General features: G+C 62.3%; 12 protein-coding genes. 4 read left to right on the plus strand and 8 right to left on the minus strand.

Features of this window, described 5'->3' with window-relative positions; genetic code table 11:
- Positions 1-106: 106 nt before the first annotated feature.
- Genes ACTXGA_RS03595 through ACTXGA_RS03605 form a run of 3 tightly spaced genes read right to left on the minus strand, consistent with a single transcriptional unit; the run spans position 107 to position 2,674 of the window.
- Complete coding sequence (locus ACTXGA_RS03595; protein ID WP_443391761.1) at positions 107-1,036, minus strand: tyrosine recombinase; 930 nt, start codon at positions 1,034-1,036, stop codon at positions 107-109.
- Positions 1,033-2,502, minus strand: a complete 1,470-nt coding sequence (locus ACTXGA_RS03600; protein WP_443391762.1) for a hypothetical protein — start codon at positions 2,500-2,502, stop codon at positions 1,033-1,035. The genes ACTXGA_RS03595 and ACTXGA_RS03600 overlap by 4 nt, the downstream gene beginning before the upstream one ends.
- Before the next feature lie 22 nt (positions 2,503-2,524).
- On the minus strand, positions 2,525-2,674 hold the full coding sequence (locus ACTXGA_RS03605) for a hypothetical protein (protein WP_443391763.1): 150 nt from the start codon (positions 2,672-2,674) through the stop codon (positions 2,525-2,527).
- 93 nt (positions 2,675-2,767) lie between these two features.
- On the opposite strand from ACTXGA_RS03605, the gene ACTXGA_RS03610 reads away from it, so the two are divergent.
- Positions 2,768-3,340: a shikimate kinase gene (locus ACTXGA_RS03610; RefSeq protein ID WP_443391764.1), complete on the plus strand. Its 573-nt coding sequence runs from the start codon at positions 2,768-2,770 to the stop codon at positions 3,338-3,340.
- On the plus strand, positions 3,337-4,449 hold the full coding sequence (gene aroB / locus ACTXGA_RS03615) for a 3-dehydroquinate synthase (protein WP_443391765.1): 1,113 nt from the start codon (positions 3,337-3,339) through the stop codon (positions 4,447-4,449). The genes ACTXGA_RS03610 and aroB overlap by 4 nt, the downstream gene beginning before the upstream one ends.
- Positions 4,450-4,559: 110 nt before the next feature.
- Here aroB and ACTXGA_RS03620 read toward each other — a convergent pair whose 3' ends face one another.
- Both ACTXGA_RS03620 and ssb read right to left on the minus strand, forming a co-directional pair.
- Positions 4,560-5,621, minus strand: coding sequence for a site-2 protease family protein (locus tag ACTXGA_RS03620; RefSeq protein ID WP_443391766.1), 1,062 nt, complete (start codon positions 5,619-5,621; stop codon positions 4,560-4,562).
- A gap of 257 nt (positions 5,622-5,878) precedes the next feature.
- Positions 5,879-6,394: a single-stranded DNA-binding protein gene (gene ssb, locus ACTXGA_RS03625; RefSeq protein WP_443391767.1), complete on the minus strand. Its 516-nt coding sequence runs from the start codon at positions 6,392-6,394 to the stop codon at positions 5,879-5,881.
- A gap of 150 nt (positions 6,395-6,544) precedes the next feature.
- Between ssb and ACTXGA_RS03630 the strand changes: the two genes are divergently transcribed.
- Together ACTXGA_RS03630 and ACTXGA_RS03635 are read left to right on the plus strand one after the other, a co-directional pair.
- On the plus strand, positions 6,545-7,159 hold the full coding sequence (locus ACTXGA_RS03630) for a lytic transglycosylase domain-containing protein (protein WP_443391768.1): 615 nt from the start codon (positions 6,545-6,547) through the stop codon (positions 7,157-7,159).
- A gap of 207 nt (positions 7,160-7,366) precedes the next feature.
- On the plus strand, positions 7,367-8,197 hold the full coding sequence (locus ACTXGA_RS03635; RefSeq protein ID WP_443391769.1) for a hypothetical protein: 831 nt from the start codon (positions 7,367-7,369) through the stop codon (positions 8,195-8,197).
- Between the two features lie 381 nt (positions 8,198-8,578).
- Here ACTXGA_RS03635 and ACTXGA_RS03640 read toward each other — a convergent pair whose 3' ends face one another.
- The 3 genes from ACTXGA_RS03640 to ACTXGA_RS03650 all read right to left on the minus strand — a co-directional run bounded on the left by ACTXGA_RS03640 (position 8,579) and on the right by ACTXGA_RS03650 (position 13,572).
- On the minus strand, positions 8,579-10,666 hold the full coding sequence (locus ACTXGA_RS03640; protein WP_443391770.1) for a dipeptide ABC transporter ATP-binding protein: 2,088 nt from the start codon (positions 10,664-10,666) through the stop codon (positions 8,579-8,581).
- 100 nt (positions 10,667-10,766) lie between these two features.
- The gene (locus ACTXGA_RS03645; protein ID WP_443391771.1) at positions 10,767-12,425 is read right to left on the minus strand and encodes an ABC transporter permease; all 1,659 of its coding nucleotides are present in this window, start codon (positions 12,423-12,425) and stop codon (positions 10,767-10,769) included.
- Between the two features lie 10 nt (positions 12,426-12,435).
- Positions 12,436-13,572, minus strand: a complete 1,137-nt coding sequence (locus ACTXGA_RS03650) for an ABC transporter permease (protein ID WP_443391772.1) — start codon at positions 13,570-13,572, stop codon at positions 12,436-12,438.
- Positions 13,573-13,588 lie beyond the last annotated feature (16 nt).

Here is a 13,588-nt window from a genome sequence, read left to right on the forward strand (position 1 = left end):
GTGGGCAGTCCTTTGGGTTTGGACCGGTTATGGGGGCGCGAAGGGGGACGATCAAGGGGCAGGGTGCTGTATCTGTAGCGCGCCGTTCCACGTGTGCCTCGGGATTTCAGCCGTCCTTTGCCAGCGGGTGATGCTCCAGCACCAATTCGCGCAACCGCTCTTCCAGAACGTGGGTGTAAATCTCTGTCGTGGCCACGTCGGCGTGGCCCAGCAGCGTCTGGATGGCGCGCAGATCAGCGCCGTTGGCCAGCAGGTGCGTGGCAAAGGCGTGCCGCAGGGTGTGCGGCGTGACCTTGTCCGGGGACACTCCGGCTTCCACCGCAAATTCCTTGATCAGCAGGTAAAAGGCATGCCGGGTCAGATGTCCCGCCTTGCCGCGCGAGGGGAACAGGAAAGGTGATGCCTGTTTTCCTTTGGCCCGCGCGGAGTCCTCTTGTGTGTCGCGTTCGGCCAGCCATGCGGCCAGTGCGGCCCGCGCTGGCGGCGAAAGCGGCACCATACGCTCCTTGCCACCCTTGCCGCGGATCAGCAGCATCCGGGGATCGCCCCGCGCCGACCCGATCGGCAATGAGACCAGTTCCGTCACCCGCATCCCGGTGGCATAGAGCACCTGCATCAGACAGGCGTTGCGGGTGCGGTCAGATGCCGTGCGGCCATGTGCCTGAGCAGCGTCCAGCAGGCGATCGACTTCTTCGACCGACAGCGTCTTGGGCAGGCGTTTGTCCCGGCCGGGACCGGAGATCTGAAGCGCGGGATTGTCCTCTCGCAGGGCTTCTTCGAAGGCGAAACGGTAGAGTTGCTTCAACGAGGACAGACGGCGGGCGCGGGTCGCGCGCGAAAGCCCCTGTGCGTCACAGTGGATGAGGTAGGATTCGATATCGGCCTGCGTGGCCTGGGCAAAATCCGTTCCCGCGTCGACCAGCCAGTCCTGTGCATGGGCAAGGTCGCGCTCATAGGCCGCCAATGTATTGGCCGCCGCCCCGCGTTCGGCGGCCAGCGCCTCCAGAAACAGGGGCACCCAGCGGGCGGGCGTCACCGGCGTGCCCTTTCCGCGTCGAGAATCATCAATTCCAGCGAGGCGCGGCGCGCCAGATCCTCCAAACCAACGGCGCGGAACGTGGCGATGGCATCGGTCAGATCCTGTCCGTTCCCCGCCGCGCCGCTGGAAAAGAGTGACATGGCGCGCAGGATCACCTCACCCAGCCGCCCCTGATCCAGTTGGTCGCCCAGTACCGTGGGCACCGGTGCGCCGGCAAAGGCCGCTGCCACAGCCTCCGCATGAGGCAAATCGACGGCGTCCTGCGGTGCCTGGCCGGTGGCGATGGCCGACAGGAACCGAGTTTCGGTACCAGTGTCGTCAAGCCCCTGCGACAGCGTTTCATAGGCGGGCGACAGGAAGCCGGCGCGCCGCGCGATCCCTGCACTGCGCCCCGCCAGCGGCAATTGGGCCAGTTGTTCGGCATAGAGCTCTGCAAAGGGAACCAGCAACCGGGCGGAGGCCATCTGGGGCCAGACACGCTCCAGTTCCGGCGCCACGGCATCTGGTGCGCCCCGCGTCAGTGCGCGCTCAAAGTCCTGCAGCGCGTCGACCCTGTCCCAGATCCCGCCCGAGGCTGCAGGCTGCCGCAGGGTGTAAATCCCCACCAACCGGTTCGCCGGCAGGCTGCCCGCCCGCGCCAGCCGTTCGGCGGCCTGAATCTGGTCCCGCCAGCCATTGTCGCCGGACAGGTCCAGCACGGCATATGGCAGCGGCAAGGGCGCCGTGGGCAGTGGTTCGCCCAAGGCTTCGAACAACCGGAATTCCAACGGTGTCGGGCGCACCGGCGGCAAGAGCGCGGCGTCGCTGCTCAGCTCGGGGTCAAGGAACCGGGTCAACAGCTCCGCCTTGCGCCCGCCTAGATCGCCAAGGCTTTGTGCGGATTGCAGGATCAGCGCCGCCCGCAGCCAATCGCCAGATCGCGCGGTGCAAAAGATGCGCAGGGCTATATCGTCGCTCAACCTTGGTTGAACGGACAGCGCACGGCAGACCGGTTCGGACTGGCCCAGCAACAGTGCAAGATCCGCCCAGATCGCAAATAGATGCGGATCCTGTACCCCGGTGATGTCCAGAAGTGCCAGGGCTTCCTCGACAAGGCCCTGATCCTCCAGCCATGTCAGGCGGGCGGTCAGATAGGCAAGATCCCGGTCGCCCTCGGGTGGTTCGGCCTCTGCCAGCATCATCGTGCGCATCTGCGCACGCAAGGCGGGAACCGGCAGCTCTAGCGCGCGGATCAACCCTTCGAGCGTGGCTGGGTCCGAGGCGCTCCACAGCGACAGCGGCAGGCCGGTCACGCTGGACGGCAACAACCCGGCGACGCCGACATTGGGCGCATCCAGCGGTGCCGACTCGACACTTGGTGGCGTGGCATTGCGCGCAATCGGGTCATCCTGCGCCGCGGCCGGGCACGACAGGGACATGCCGAACAAGGCGACAAGCCCGGTGGACCGCAAGACACGGCGCATCACGGGCCGCGCGCAAAGCGACCTAACCGTCATTGAGGTCCACGGGAACACGCCGTTCCGACTGCGGCGGACTGAAATCCGCGCCAAAGAACGGCCCGACATAGGCATAGGCCACCAGTGCCAGCCCCGCCAGCACAAGCAGATAGAATAGCCATTTGATAAGTCGGCCCATGAGAAATCACCCTGCCTCGTCTTTTTTCATCTTATACCTAGCCTTTTTCGCGCGATCACGTCATTCACGCAACAGACAAGAGATGGGCGAAGGATGGCCGAGGCGACGGTTCACAAGGGTTTGATCCTGCACAAGACAATCGTCTTTGTGGGAATGATGGGGGCCGGCAAGACCGCGGTGGGACGAACTCTCGCAGGTCAGCTTGGCGTCATGTTCCGCGATTCGGACCATGAAATCGAAGAAGCGGCCAACATGAGCATTGCCGAGATCTTTGCGCGTGACGGAGAGCCGTTCTTTCGCCGCAAGGAAAGCCAGGTGATCGAACGCCTGCTTGAGGGTGATCCGGGCATTCTGTCCACCGGCGGCGGGGCCTTTCTGGCGGACCGGAACCGCGAGATGATCTCACGCATGGGGGTTTCTGTCTGGTTGAATGCCGATCTGGATCTGTTGTGGGACCGGGTGCGGCACAAAGATACGCGCCCGCTGCTGCGGACAGCGGACCCCAAGGGCACGCTCAAGGGGCTCTACGATGCGCGGGCGCCGATTTATTCGCAGGCCGATGTGCAGGTTCAGTCGCTGCCGGGCATGTCGCTGGACAAGATGGCAAGACGGGTCGCGGACCGGCTGGTGGAAACGCGGCCGGATGTACTTGAGAGGGTGGGATGACCGAAACGGTGAAGGTGCCTCTGCCGGGGCGGGAATACGATGTGCGCATCGGCGCGGGATTGCTTGAACGGGCAGGGGCCGAGATTGCACCGCTCCTGAAACGCCCGCGCGTGGCCGTGGTCAGCGATGAAACCGTGGCCGCCGCCCATCTGGACACGCTGAAACAGGCGCTTTCCCGCGAAGGTATCGACTGCGTTGCTCTGACCCTGCCTGCCGGGGAAAGCACCAAGGGCTGGCCGCAGTTCACGCGCACCGTGGAATGGCTGCTGGAACAAAAGGTCGAACGGCGCGATGTCGTGGTGGCCCTCGGCGGTGGCGTTATCGGCGATCTGGTGGGCTTTGCGGCGGCAGTTCTGCGGCGCGGCGTGCGCTTTGTGCAGATTCCGACCTCTTTGCTGGCGCAGGTGGACAGTTCGGTCGGGGGCAAGACCGGCATCAATGCGCCGCAGGGCAAGAACCTGATCGGTGCCTTCCACCAACCCTCGCTGGTTCTGGCCGATATCGGAGTGCTCGACACCCTGACCCGGCGGGACTTTCTCGCGGGCTATGGTGAGGTGGTGAAATACGGGCTTCTGGGCGATGCTGCCTTCTTCGACTGGCTTGAGGAAAACGGCACGCGGGTGGCCGATGGCGACCGGGATGCCCGCGCCTATGCCGTGAAACGCTCGGTCGAGATGAAAGCCGAAATCGTGCTGCGGGACGAGACCGAACAGGGCGACCGGGCGCTATTGAACCTTGGTCATACCTTCTGCCACGCATTGGAGGCCGCAACCGGCTATTCCGACCGGCTGCTGCACGGAGAGGGCGTGGCGATCGGCTGCGCCATGGCCTTTGAACTCTCGTCCCGGCTGGGCCTGTGTTCGCAAGAGGATCCCAGCCGCGTGCGTGCGCTGCTGAAAGACGCGGGCATGCGCTGCGACCTGAAGGATATTCCCGGAGATCTGCCGTCGGCAGAGGTGCTTCTGGACCTGATGGGACAAGACAAGAAGGTGATCGACGGCCAGTTGCGCTTCATCCTTGCCCGGGGCATCGGCGCGGCTTTCGTCACCTCCGACGTGCCCCGCGATCAGGTCCTGAAGCTGTTGCAGGAACAACTCGCCGAACGGTGACATCGCCGTTTCTTTGGTTCGAAAAACACCTCGGGGGGCAGGGCAGCGCGCTGACGGGGGCAGAGCCCTCGTTTGCCGCGCGGATCGATCCCGCAAGGGGCCGAAACCCCTCAGCGCTTGCTGCGCAGAACCATCAACTCACCAACGTTTTCAGAAGTAACATATCCGATCACATGGCCGGCCTTGTCCACCGCCGCTACCGCCGGGGCCTGCTGCAGTGCCTCCAGAGCCTCGGCCAGCGGTGCGGCGAGGGGCAAGGCCGGGACGCTCTGCATGACGTCGCTCACCGGGATCGTGGTGCGGCCCTGAGCGACAGCCTCGAACAGGGCTTGCCGCGTCAGGAACCCGGCCAGAAAGCCTTCGCCATCCAGCACCGGGAATTCATGCTGCGTGGTGCGGATCAGGGTTTGCGCAGCCACATGCATCGGATCGACGGGAGAGAGGCTTTCAAAACTGGTGATCATGGCGTCGCGCAGGTGCAGGCCCTTGGCGATATCCCGGCTTTCCACGTCACGCGCCTCGGCATTGGCGGCGAAAAAGACAAAGAGGGCGATCAAGAGCAGGATCAGGTTGCCCGACAAGAGGCCTAGGAAGCCAAAGACAAAAGCGGCGATCTGACCTGCGCTGGCCGCAATTCGCGTGGCCCGTACGCGGTCCATGCTGAAACCGAGGGCCGCGCGCAGCACGCGTCCGCCGTCCATCGGGAAGGCCGGTATCAGATTGAAGATCGCAAGGAACAGGTTCACCGCCGCCAGTCGTCCAAGAAAATCGGCCGTGTTGGCAGGGTCGGACAGCGCCTCCATCTGGGTCGACGCGCCCAGGGCGATCAGGACGGCCCAGATCACGACGTTGACTGCAGGACCCGCCAGCGCCACTGCAATCTCCTGAGCCGGCTTCTCCGGCATCCGTTCCATCCGGGCCATGCCGCCGATGGGCAGCAGGGTGATGTCGGGCGTCTTGATCCCGTAGCGGCGGGCCATCAACGCATGGCCATATTCATGCGCGACCACGCAGGCAAACAGCGCCAGGATGAAGGCCATGTTTTCCAGTGCCGCCGGGGCACCGTTTTCCGCCCAGGCCGCTGCACCCACCCAGGCGAGCAACAGGAAGAAGGTGGCATGCACCCGCAATTCGGACCCAAGCAGGCGGCCAAGTCGGAAAGTCCAGGTCATGTGCGCTCCGTGGCTGGTGGTTCCCCTCATGAAATAGGGCGTGATCCAGTGGAGCGCTACCGCGCGCTCTTATTCTGCAAGCGGCGAGGTGACGCGGGGCGTCTCATGTCGGCGCTGTTTGAGGTGCAGGGGAGGAATTGAAAAAGGCGGTTGAGGGCGAACCCGCCTTCAACCGCCTGTTCTTTGGTCTTGCTGGTCGTCTAACGCAGGATCCGTCGCGCGGATCCTTCATCGCCAACGATCGGAAAGGATCCCGCTCAGAACGGGATCTCGTCGTCCAGATCGCGCGAGGGCGCGCGGGAGGGGGCCGAACCACCGCCCGATCCACCACCATAGTCACGGTCTTCATAACCACCGCCGCCACCATAGTCGCCGCCGCCCGATCCGCCGCCGTAGCTTCCGCCACCGCCGCCACCGCCGTCGCGGCCATCAAGCATCTGAAGCGATCCGCCAAAGCCCTGGATGACCACCTCGGTCGAATAACGGTCCTGCCCGGACTGGTCCTGCCATTTGCGGGTCTGAAGCTGACCTTCGATGTAAACCTTAGAGCCTTTTTTCAGATACTGCTCGCAGACGCGGACCAGACCTTCCTGAAAGATCGCGACCGAATGCCATTCTGTCCGCTCCTTGCGCTCGCCGGTGTTCCGGTCCTTCCAAGTCTCGGAGGTCGCGATCCGCAGGTTGCAGACCTTACCGCCGTTCTGGAACGTCCGCACCTCGGGATCGCGCCCGAGGTTTCCGATCAAAATCACCTTGTTGACGGAACCTGCCATGTCTCTCCCTTTCGAATCTTATCGGCGCATGTCCGCCGACCCTATACCATCCACGGAACCGGGCAAAAGAGGTGCGTCCGGAACACTGGCGAAATTCTGGAAATTGCGTATAGTCCCGCCGGTGAAGGTCAAAAAATTTGGGATGGTGACATGGTTCGGGGGGCATTTCACGGCTTCTGCTTGGGTGTCGGGCTGACGGTGGCCGCAGGCGGCGCCACGGCCGAGGTCATTTCGACAAAGAACCGCGCGCTCCTGTTTTCCAGCCAGACCAAGGTTTTGGATAACCGGGCGGCGAAACAGTACAAGGGCTCTGTCCGGCTGCAACCGCCAAAGGTGGTGACACCGACCAAGTGGGGCCCGCCAACTGCCGAGGGCACGGTTCCCGCGTATCGCGGCCGATACAATGGTCCTTTTGCCGATATGGCGCGGGTCGCGGCGCGCAAACATGGCATCCCTGAGGATCTGTTCCTGCGGCTGGTGATGCAGGAATCGCGCTTTAACCCCAAGGCAAAATCCCACAAGGGCGCCATCGGTCTGGCGCAATTGATGCCCGGCACGGCCAAGCTGTTGGGGGTCGATCCCCATGATCCCAAACAGAACCTCGAAGGCGGAGCGCGCTATCTCAAACAGCAGTTCAAGGCCTTCGGCAGCTGGCGTCTGGCGCTGGCGGCCTACAACGCGGGACCGGGCGCGGTCAAAAAGCATGGCGGTGTGCCGCCGTACCGCGAAACACGCAATTATGTGAAAAAGATCTGGGGCAGCTAAGCGCCAGGCCATCTGAGGCCGTGCGGTTTAAAGCTTGGTTATGCCTTTGATGGCAGATTGTCGCCGTGAACTGTCTACGGGACCGGTGCAATGCTGCGCGACGGCTGCAAACATGTTGTTTTCTTGGGCGGCGGCTTGCTGCTGGTTTTGGTCCTTTTGATGCCCCGGACGGCGGCTGCGCAATCCTGTCGGTTGCCGCCGGACCTGATGGCCGTCGCCCGCGTGCTGGCCGCGCTTCCCGAAGGTGGGGGGCAATTGCCGCCGGAACTGGCCGGGCGCCTGTCCCGGCAGTTGGACGGGTTGTCCGAAACTCGTATTCTGGACGCGCTGCGGGACAGCGGCATGGACAGCGTCAAACCTGTCGCCATCGACCTGCTGGCCGAGGCCGGGCGGCTGGGGGACGGCGCGGCTCATAATCCCGCGCGTCTGGGCGAGTTGCTGAAGAACCTCGATCGTGACAGCACGTTGGCTTGTGTCGAAGGGGGCGGGTCCGGTTTCCAAGAGGTGCAACGCAGCCGCTCTGGCGGGGTTTTCGGGAAAGAGGGGCTCAACTGGTCCGAACTTGAGAAAAGAGCGGAGGAGGAGAAGCTGTTTGCCGCCGGGGCGGTCGTGGCGGTGATGACGATCTTCATTTCTGCCCTTGTCCTGATCGACACCGGGTACCGGTGGGTGATGGCGCTGCTCTACAATCGGAAAGCCTGCCGCATTCCTTGTGATCTGAAGGTCGGAAAGCGGACCATTAACGGTCTCATCATCACGCTGGGTAAGGGCGGGTGCCGGTTTCACCCGTTGAACACCATGGCTTTTGACGAAGTGTTGACGGACATGCGGGGCAGTCTGACGGTCATTCGGGTCGAAGGCACTGAACTGCAGGCGCGGTCCAGCGGGATCTATGACACGGTCACCGATTTTCGGTTCGAAAAACCGATCACGATCAAGCAGCAAAAGGCGCTGCTCGAACACTCCACGATCTCTCCCTATTACATACGCAAGGGGCGCAACGGCGGAGAGAGCGCGACAGAGCACCTGATCGGCTAACAGCGCCACGTTGGGCAACTGAGCCGAGAACCAGTTTTCAAGGTATTTCGCGCCAGGAAATCCGCCGAGCCCGGAAGGGTTTTCGAATCGAAACCATATCCATTGCTTTCCATGTAGCCTTGCGGTGCTGACGCGCCGTAGGGGGCTGCATCGTCACTCAGGACTTTTCTATTCATACGGCGCAGATGCCGGAAATCCCCGCTCGAGGCGCGATCTTGCATTGTTGGGTCACATGGCAAAACCCGGGCTTGGTGGGCAAGATCACGGCGGCCCCGGCTGGCTCTATGCCGGTCAGAAGCCTGATCGACCGACTGCGTAGAACCCAAAATCCAGCCCATTCCTTGAGACGTGAAAACCCGGGTGCAGTACCCGGGCTTTACTTCACTCCGCGGCGATCTTGATCACCGGTTCCATCGCGTCGAACTCGGCATCGGCCAGATGACACTTGATCTGATGCCCGTCTGCCATTGTCCGCACTGGCGGCACCTCTTTTTCACACAACCCGCCCGGCACCTTTTCCTTCCATCGGCAACGCGTCTGGAATGGGCAACCCGAGGGCGGGTTCATGGCTGAGGGAATGTCGCCCTCCAGCACGATGTGCTTTTTTTGCACACGGGTGTCGGCGATGGGCACCGCCGAAAGCAGCGCCTCGGTATAGGGGTGGTAGGGCGGTGAAAAGACCTGGTCCGTGGTGCCCAATTCAACCACGTGACCAAGGTACATCACCATGACCCGGTCGCTGAGATAGCGCACGATGCTGAGGTCGTGGCTGATGAACAGCAAGGTTGTCTTCTGCTCACGCTGGATTTCCATCAGCAGATCGGTCACCGCGGCCTGCACCGACACGTCCAGCGCTGAAACTGGCTCATCGGCGACCACGATCCGCGCACCGCCTGCAAAGGCGCGCGCGATGCCCACGCGCTGCTTTTGCCCGCCGGACAACTGGCGCGGCATCCGGTCGGCGAATTCGCGCGGCAGTTTCACAAGGTCCAGCAGGCGCAGCATCTTCTCGCGCCGTTCCTCGTCGGTCTTGCCCTCGCCAAAGATTTCCAGCGCGCGGATGATCTGCCGTCCGACGCTCATCGACGGGTTCAGGGTATCAAACGGGTTCTGGAACACCATCTGCACATCGGCGATGGTCTTGGTGTCACGCTTCTCGATCGGGATGCTTTCGATATTGCGGTTGTCCAGCAGGATCTGCCCGTCGGTCGCGGTCTCCAGCCCCATCAGAACCTTGGCGAAGGTGGATTTGCCACAGCCGGATTCCCCCACGATGGCCAGCGTCTCGGATTCCCGCGCCTCGAAGCTGAGCGTCTCGTTGGCCTTGACCACCTTCTTTTCACCCGAAGAGCCGAACAGCGCGTTGGCCGCCACCTCATAGTACTTCTTCAACTGGTCCATCTTGAGCACGACCTTGCCGGGCTCGGACTTGACCGTTGTGCTGACGTTCTGGGGCGGTGCGTTCCAGTCGATCTCGTCAATCCGCAGACAGCGCGAATTGTGCCGGTCGTTGCCGGGGATCTTCTGCATCGGGATACGCTCAACCGCGTCACAGCGCCCTTCGACAAAGTAATCGCAGCGCGGCCCAAAGTTGCAGCCCGGCGGACGTTCGTGCGGCAAGGGAAAGTTGCCGGGGATCGCCACCAGCGGGCGCGCGTTTTTGTCCGCGCCGGGCAGGGGGATCGACCGGAACAGCGCCTGCGTATAGGGGTGCTGCATCTCGTCAAAGACGTCTTCGATGCTGCCCGTTTCCACCTGCTCGCCGGAATACATGACGCAGATCCGGTCGCAGGTTTCCAGCACAAGGCCAAGGTTGTGCGAAATGAACAGCATTGAGGTGCCGTATTTGGTGCCCAACTCCTTGACCAGTTCGACAACCGCCGCCTCGACCGTCACGTCCAGCGCGGTGGTCGGCTCATCCAGGATCAGCAGGGCGGGTTCCGCCATTAGCGCCATGGCGATCACGATCCGCTGCTGCTGACCACCGGACAACTGGTGCGGATAGCTGTCCAGCATCCGTTTCGGGTCGGGCAGCTTCACGTCAGTTACAACCTGAAGCGCACGCTCATAGGCTTCCTTTTCGCCGACGCCCTTGTGGATCATCGGCACTTCCATCAGCTGTTTGCCGATTTTCATGGCCGGGTTCAGGCTGGCCATCGGCTCCTGATAGATCATGGCGATTTCAGAGCCCCGGATGTCGCGCAGTTCTTCCTGGCTCATCTCGTTCAGGTTGCGTCCCTTGAACCTGATCGACCCGCCGACGATGCGGCCGTTCTTGCCAAGGTCCTGCATCACCCCCAGCGCCACGGTGGATTTGCCGCAGCCGGATTCGCCCACAAGGCCCACGGCCTCACCCGGCTGCACCTTGACCGAGAAATCCATCACGGCTGGGATCTCGCGCAGGCGGGTAAAGAAGGAAATCGAGAGGTTGTCGATCTCCAGGATCGGGCCGTCATAATCGTCTTTCATGTCGTGTCTCCCTGTCGGAGCAGCCGTCGAAACATCCTGTGTTTCCTTGGGCCGAAAATACCTCGGGGGTCTGGGGGCAGAGCCCCCAGTCCGGGTTCCATCAATCGCGCAGCGATTCTTCCCGCAGACCGTCCGCCAGCAGGTTCAGCCCCAGGACAAGGCTGAGCAGCGACAGCGCGGGGGGCAGGGCGGGGTGCAGGTAGATCGATAGGAGCTTGCGCCCCTCGTTGATCGTCGACCCCCAGTCCGGGCTTTCCGGCGGCAGGCCAAGACCGAAGAAACCCAAGGTCCCGAGAAGGATCGTGGTGTAGCCGATGCGCAGGCAGAAATCGACGATCAGCGGGCCGCGTGCGTTGGGCAGGATCTCCCACAGCATGATGTACCAGGGGCGTTCTCCCCGGGTCTGCGCCGCTGCCACATAGTCGCGCGTCTTGATGTCCATGGTCAGGCCCCGCACGATGCGGAACACCGTGGGCGAGTTGACGAAGACCACCGAGACAAAGACCACCAGAACGCCGCCCGGAATGTCGAAGAAGTCGAGCGGCCAGAAGGTGATCTTGGACGAGGTCGGATCGGGATTGTTGATCAGCGACATATAGGCAAGGAACAGCGGGATCAGCACAACCGCTAGCCAGATGTAATTCTTCTGCGGCTGCGTGCGGAAGCGCGAGTGAATCAGCACGCCGAAGAAAACCAGCGGGAAGATGAACAGGATCACCGCCATGTATTGCGGCAGGCCTGTCGCCACGATTTCCGGCGTCACCAGCAGGTAGAAAAGCAGGATCACCGGGAAGGCGAGGATCAAGTTGGCCAGAAAGCTGAGCAGCGTGTCGAGCCGTCCGCCGTAATAGCCTGCCGGCAGGCCCAGCGTGATGCCCACCATGAAGGCAAAGACTGTGGCCAGTGGCGCGATGGCGATCACGATGGTCGACCCGGCCACGACGCGGGTGAACACGTCCCGGGCAAGGTTGTCTCCGCCCAGCAGATACCAAAGATATTCACCTTCCTCGGCACCACGCAGCGGAATGCCCGGCTTCTTGTTCTTCATGCCAGAGGCCTGGCTCAGCGGGTCATGCGTGGCGATCCAGTCGAAGAGACCGTAGAAAATCGCCGTGTAGACCCAGAACATGACAAGGCCGAAGCCGATCATGCCGATCATGGAATCGAACAGCTTGCCGTATAGGCCCAGACGCCGTTTGTAATGAATCGAGGCGACATAGGTCACCACCAGCGCGATCCAGACCGGGATCAATTGCTGGCTGACGCCGCCGATGATCCCGGCATTGGTGCCCATTGCCGCGCCGCCAAGGATATAGGCCAACACCAGCGCCAGCAGAGCCAGCCCCAGCCAGTTCACCAGTTTCGCCGACAATCCCCAGACGCCGCCGGTGGCGATGATAGTGCCGTCTGGGTTGGTCTGGATGCCAGTGTCCGGCTCGAAAAAGGACAGGACGATCTTGGCTACCACGGCCACCGCGAAGATGGGGACGAGGATGAACAGGATCGGGTCCAGGACGGTGCCAAGGCCGCCAGTCCAGCTCAGTTCGGACCCGCTCCCTGCGCTCGCACTTTGACTGAATGCCGAAGCAATCAGAGCCGCGACAGACAGGATGCCAGCGATAAAACAAATCGCCGTGGACACGACAAACACAGTTCGAGATCCATCGTCGGTCTTGCCGCGCGTAGCCATTGCGGACACACCGAAAAGGATCAAAGCAGTGAGCGCGTATGTGACGCTGGAGGAAAGAAAGGCAATCATCTATGTCTCCTCAGGTTACGCTGATGCGGGGGTTAAGGTAGACATAGCCGATGTCCGAAATCAGCTGAGTCACCAGCACGACGATCACCGACACGACCGAGATCGCCAGCAGCATCTCGATGTCGTTGTTGCCGGCGGCGCGGACCAGTTCCCATCCGACGCCCTTGTACTGGAACAGGGTCTCGACGATCACCACGCCGTTCAGGAGCCAGGGGAATTGCAGCATGATCACCGTGAAGGGGGCGATCAACGCGTTGCGCAGAGCGTGTTTCATGACGATCTTGCCGAAACTCACGCCTTTCAGGCGCGCGGTGCGGATGTATTGCGCGGTCATGACCTCTGCCATGGAGGCGCGGGTCATCCGGGCGATATAGCCCATACCATACAGTGCGATGGTCAGCACCGGCAGAAAGAAATTCTCGAAATTCGCGCTTTCCATCGCCGAGGTGGCGGTGCCCTTGAACCATTTCAGGCCCACCGCCGACGAGGTGAAGATTGCGATGAACAAAACGCCCGAAACGTATTCCGGCGTCGCGGTTGTGGTGATCGAAAAGGTCGACAGAGTCCGGTCCAGCGCCGATCCCTCGCGCATCCCGGCCAAAACGCCGACGATCAGCGCAGAGGGCACCATCAGCAGCATCACGCACAGCATCAGGAAGCCGGTGTTGCCGATCCGCGTCCCCAAAGCCTCGCCCACCGGGGCTTTGGACACCGTCGACCATCCCCATTTGCCCTGCAGGATTCCGCAGAATGTCGGGGCGTCTTCCGGGGTCGTGCCGGGCAGGATGCAGCGTCCACGCGACACGCCGTCCCGGTCAACGCCGGTCCAGCCCGGAATGATGCCAAGCCATTCGCCGTAATTGCGGAACAGTCGGGTATCAAAGCCGGTGTTCACCTGCGCCGAGGCTTCTTCAAGCGTGATCGCGCCCGACCGGAAATCCGCCAGCATGTCTTCGTCCAGAGGCGATCTGTAGCCGTTGTTGGACAGCCAGGTGGCAACCTCGATATCCGTCATCCGGAAGTTGCCCTCGGATTTCGCAAGCTTTTCCAGGTTTGGATAGAGGTTCGTCATGACGAAGACGATGAAGGTCAGACAGAGGGCTGTCAGTAACATGACCCCGACGCGCCTGAGGATGAAAAGACCCATTAATGCCCCCGTTGGT

Source organism: Antarctobacter jejuensis (assembly GCF_052266595.1).
Lineage (GTDB): Bacteria > Pseudomonadota > Alphaproteobacteria > Rhodobacterales > Rhodobacteraceae > Antarctobacter > Antarctobacter jejuensis.

Excerpts from the sequence above, each read along its gene's own strand:
- ACTXGA_RS03600 (WP_443391762.1), bottom strand. The coding sequence starts at position 2,502 with ATGCGCCGTGTCTTGCGGTCCACCGGGCTTGTCGCCTTGTTCGGCATG.
- ACTXGA_RS03605 (WP_443391763.1), bottom strand. The coding sequence starts at position 2,674 with ATGGGCCGACTTATCAAATGGCTATTCTATCTGCTTGTGCTGGCGGGG.
- ACTXGA_RS03610 (WP_443391764.1), top strand. The coding sequence starts at position 2,768 with ATGGCCGAGGCGACGGTTCACAAGGGTTTGATCCTGCACAAGACAATC.
- aroB (WP_443391765.1), top strand. The coding sequence starts at position 3,337 with ATGACCGAAACGGTGAAGGTGCCTCTGCCGGGGCGGGAATACGATGTG.
- ACTXGA_RS03620 (WP_443391766.1), bottom strand. The coding sequence starts at position 5,621 with ATGACCTGGACTTTCCGACTTGGCCGCCTGCTTGGGTCCGAATTGCGG.
- ssb (WP_443391767.1), bottom strand. The coding sequence starts at position 6,394 with ATGGCAGGTTCCGTCAACAAGGTGATTTTGATCGGAAACCTCGGGCGC.
- ACTXGA_RS03630 (WP_443391768.1), top strand. The coding sequence starts at position 6,545 with ATGGTTCGGGGGGCATTTCACGGCTTCTGCTTGGGTGTCGGGCTGACG.
- ACTXGA_RS03635 (WP_443391769.1), top strand. The coding sequence starts at position 7,367 with ATGGCCGTCGCCCGCGTGCTGGCCGCGCTTCCCGAAGGTGGGGGGCAA.
- ACTXGA_RS03640 (WP_443391770.1), bottom strand. The coding sequence starts at position 10,666 with ATGAAAGACGATTATGACGGCCCGATCCTGGAGATCGACAACCTCTCG.
- ACTXGA_RS03645 (WP_443391771.1), bottom strand. The coding sequence starts at position 12,425 with ATGATTGCCTTTCTTTCCTCCAGCGTCACATACGCGCTCACTGCTTTG.
- ACTXGA_RS03650 (WP_443391772.1), bottom strand. The coding sequence starts at position 13,572 with ATGGGTCTTTTCATCCTCAGGCGCGTCGGGGTCATGTTACTGACAGCC.